This is a genomic window from Streptomyces huiliensis (assembly GCF_020037025.1).
Taxonomy (GTDB): domain Bacteria; phylum Actinomycetota; class Actinomycetes; order Streptomycetales; family Streptomycetaceae; genus Streptomyces; species Streptomyces huiliensis.
This window is the reverse complement of sequence record NZ_JAIQLH010000204.1, coordinates 1-2,878: the sequence shown is the minus strand read 5'-3', so window position 1 is coordinate 2,878 and position 2,878 is coordinate 1. Positions and strand designations below refer to the sequence as shown.

Below are 2,878 nucleotides of genomic sequence, written 5' to 3'. Positions count from 1 at the left end.
CGCCGAGCTGGCGTGAAGTGCTGCCGTAAAAAGCCCTTCGGCTTCGCGGCAGCTCGGAGTACATTACGGATCTGCCGAGCCCGTGTCAACCCTCGCGCCGCCGTGCGTCACTGAGGGGTCAGTCGAGGTCCCTGAGGCGTCCGCCGGCGTCCGGCTGGGCCGTTTCGACGCGGCGCAGGAGGCGGATGAGGAGCTCGCCGAGCTTGCCGCGGTCCTCGCAGGAGAGGTCCTGGAGGAGCTCCTCCTCGAAGACGGAGGCGAGCCGCATCGCCGCCAGCCACTTCTCGCGGCCGCCCTCCGTGATGCCGACGATGACGCGGACCCGGTTGTTGCCGTCGCGCTCGCGGGTGACGAGACCCTCCGCGACCATGCGGTCGATGCGGTGGGTCATGGCGGCCGGGGTCAGGCCCAGCCGCTTCGCCAGGTCGCCCGGGCCCAGGCGGTACGGGTGGCCGGCGAGGACGAGCGCCTTGAGGACCTCCCACTCCGCGTTGCTGATGCCCAGCTCGGCGGTCTGCCGCCCGTAGGCGACGTTCATGCGCCGGTTGAGCCGGCTGAGGGCCGAGACGACCTTCTCCACCTGGGGATCAAGGTCCTGGAACTCGCGCTGGTAAGCGGCGATCTGCTCTTCGAGGCTCGGCTCGGCGGAGCCGGGGGTGTCGGCCATGGGCCGCAGTATGACACGACCCCTTGCCGCTAAAGCCCTTTGATGTGTACTCTTTAGCTTCGAAGTTTACGTCTGAAGTCTTCAGGCCTGGACTGTTGCCCCCTGGGGCACAGCCCGGGCCCGTTTTTCGTGATCTAGGTAGAGGAAGGTGAGTGTGACCACCGCGATGGGCGCGGCACTGCGCCGGATCCAGCTGGGCAACGCGCTGAGCGCGTTCGGCAACGGCTTCACGGTTCCGTTCCTGTTCATCTATGTGTCGCAGGTACGGAACCTCGGTGCGAGTACGGCGGGGATCGTGCTCGCGACGTTCGCCGTGGCCGCGCTGTTCGTGCTGCCCTTCGTCGGCCGGGTGATCGACCGGCGGGGCCCGCTGCCCGTCGCCGTCGCGGGTACGGTGTCCGCCGCCGTCGGGTCCATGGGGCTCGGCCTGGCGAACAGCGAGCTTCTCGTGGTCGCGGCCGCGGCCGCGCTCGGTGCCGGTATCGCGGTCGTTCAGCCTTCGCTCGCGACGATGATCGTCTGGTGTTCGACGACGACCACCCGGTCGCGGGCGTTCGCCACGCAGTTCTTCCTCAACAACCTCGGGCTCGGTGTCGGCGGTCTGCTGGGCGGCCAGCTCGTGGACACGTCGGACCCGTCGAGCTTCGTCCGGCTGTTCGCCATCGAGTCCGTGATGTTCCTGGTGCTGGGTGCCACCATCGCGACCGTGCGGCTGCCGAAGGCGCCGCGGGTCGAGGACGCCGTGCCGACGGACGGTTCCGCGCGGAACGGGTGGCGGGCGCTGCTCGCCGACCGGGCCATGGTGCAGCTGTGTGTGCTGGGCTTCGTGATGTTCTTCGCCTGCTACGGGCAGTTCGAGTCGGGCCTCTCCGCGTTCGCCGTGGAGGTCACGCGGATCTCGCCCGCGACGCTCGGCATGGCTCTCGCGGCCAACACGATGGCGATCGTGCTGACGCAGTTCGTGGTGCTGCGGCTGGTCGAGCGGCGGCGGCGCAGCCGGGTCATCGCCCTGGTCGGCCTCATATGGACGGTGGCCTGGGTGGCGGCCGGGGTCTCCGGGCTCGTACCCGGGGCGCACGCGGTCGCGACCACGCTGCTGATCTCGACGTACGCCCTCTTCGGCATCGGCGAGTCGATGCTGGCGCCGACGATGGCCCCGCTGGTCGCGGATCTCGCCTCGCCGGGGCTCGTGGGGCAGTACAACTCGGCCTTCGCCCTGGTGAAGCAGCTGGCGCTGGCCGCGGGCCCGGCCGCCGGCGGGCTGATGGCCGGCTCGGGGCTCTACGCGCCGTACATCGTGCTGCTGGTCGCCTGCTCGCTGGGCATCTCCGTGCTGGCCCTGCGGCTGGGGCGCCGGCTCACCCCCGCCCAGGAGAACCCGGTGCGGGCTCAGGAGCGGGCCCTGGAGCAGCGCGCGGTGGCCGCGCGCGTCGTGCCGCGGGACGAGCGGACGCCGGTCGGCGCCTGACGGTCGGCGCACGTACAAGAGCACATACGAGAGCGCGTACGGCGGAGTGCGGACGGTGGAGCGGTTGCTCCGGCCGTCCCGCTCCGCCGTTTTCGTTGTCGTTGTCGCGGCAGGCCCGGGGGCGGCGGCTGGTGGCGCGCTGCCGACCGGCCCGCGGTCACACGGACGCGTGTTTCACCGGAAGGGCGAACTCGCACCAGACAGCCTTGCCGCCGCCGGGCGTGCGGCGCGAGCCCCAGGACGAGGCGATGGTGGCGATGATCGAGATGCCACGGCCGGCCTCGTCGGCGGGTTCGGCGCGGCGGCGGCGCGGGAGGTGGTCGTCGCCGTCGGTGACCTCGATGATCAGGCGCCGGTCGGTGCGGCGGAGCCGGAGCTTCATCGGGGGTGTGCCGTGCTGGAGCGAGTTGGCGACGAGTTCGCTGGCGGCGAGGACTCCGAGGTCGCGCAGGTCCGGGGGGAAACGCCAGCTGGCGAGGACGCCGGAGGCGAAGGCGCGGGCGCGGGGGGCGGCCTCTACGCCGCCGAGCAGTTCGAGGGCCGCGTTGTGGAACAGCTCGGCGTCGTGGCCGGTGCGGGCGGGGTGCTGGAGGACGAGGACGGCGACGTCGTCGTCGTGTTCCTCCGTGATGCCGAGGGAGCGGATGAGGCGGTCGCACATGACCTGGGGGGTGCCCGTGGCGCCGGCGAAGGCGCGTTCGAGGGCGGCGACGCCCTCGTCGATGTCCTCGTCGCGGCGTTCG

3 protein-coding genes are annotated in these 2,878 nt (G+C 71.5%); 1 reads left to right on the top strand and 2 read right to left on the bottom strand.

Translation table 11 applies throughout. From position 1 onward, the window contains the following. Window positions 1-118 precede the first annotated feature (118 nt). A complete protein-coding gene (locus tag JNW98_RS27645; RefSeq protein ID WP_223771033.1) occupies window positions 119-667 on the bottom strand; it encodes a MarR family winged helix-turn-helix transcriptional regulator in 549 nt (182 codons plus the stop codon). Between the two features lie 154 nt (window positions 668-821). On the opposite strand from JNW98_RS27645, the gene JNW98_RS27640 reads away from it, so the two are divergent. Next, entirely contained in the window at window positions 822-2,135 is a 1,314-nt protein-coding gene (locus JNW98_RS27640; RefSeq protein WP_223771032.1) for an MFS transporter, read from the top strand. A 157-nt stretch (window positions 2,136-2,292) separates the two neighbouring features. On the opposite strand, the gene JNW98_RS27635 is transcribed toward JNW98_RS27640, so the two are convergent. Next, window positions 2,293-2,878 (bottom strand): ATP-binding protein (locus JNW98_RS27635; protein ID WP_223771031.1); only part of this gene is annotated, 586 nt, incomplete at its 5' end.